Raw genomic sequence first — 690 nt, 5'->3', positions numbered from 1 at the left:
TCACTTATCAACAATAAGACAAGTTGATGGCGAAAAGGCATAAAAAAACCTCCAATAAGGAGGTTCGATATCGCTTAAGCGGCTTGTTGTACGCTTTCTTGTTCAACGAGGAAGCCGTCTAATTTTACTTCCCAGCCATAACTTGCGTATTCATTTGCAAGTGCTTGTGCGACGTCTTTTGATACGGTTGCTCGAGTCCATAAGCCAATGCCGTAAGGTTTGTATGCGATTTCTTGTGTTTTCATAAATAGAGTCATCCTTTCTCTCTGTGTCATCTATTATTCACACAGCCCTCAGTAGATACTTTTCTCTATAGCTCAACTTATTTGTTAAAAAGGTCATTTTTATAACACAATATTAACAGTCTGAAACAGGATTTATAAGTTGCCGGTATGTGATTTATTCTTTATATCTTTCATGTAAATATAGTGTTGTCGACCTGTTTTAAAATCTGTGAACTTTGTTTTGCAAGTTTTCGCTAAGCATAGAATATACTCTTCACATATTGAGCCTGTTTATAGAGATGTTATGCCTCAACACCAATTAGATCGTATCGATAAAGAGATACTGCGAATCTTACATATGAAAGGTCGACTGCCGGTCGTGGAATTGGCAAAGCAGGTCAACCTTACCACTTCCCCTTGTTCGGATCGTTTAAAGCGCCTAGAGAAAGAGGGCTACATCACCGGT

2 protein-coding genes are annotated in these 690 nt (G+C 38.6%); one reads left to right on the top strand and one right to left on the bottom strand.

Going from position 1 to position 690, the window contains the following annotated elements:
* Positions 1–74: 74 nt before the first annotated feature.
* Positions 75–245 carry a hypothetical protein gene (locus KIV40_RS31080; RefSeq protein WP_285353151.1) on the bottom strand — a complete coding sequence of 57 codons (171 nt, stop codon included), beginning with the start codon at positions 243–245 and terminating at the stop codon, positions 75–77.
* A gap of 283 nt (positions 246–528) precedes the next feature.
* Between KIV40_RS31080 and KIV40_RS31075 the strand changes: the two genes are divergently transcribed.
* A partial coding sequence (locus tag KIV40_RS31075) for an Lrp/AsnC family transcriptional regulator (RefSeq protein ID WP_285353153.1) occupies positions 529–690 on the top strand: 162 nt, incomplete at its 3' end.

It is taken from the genome of Vibrio sp. D173a (assembly GCF_030248475.1).
The sequence above is the reverse complement of the archived record's forward strand: the minus strand, read 5'-3'. Positions and strand labels throughout refer to the sequence as shown.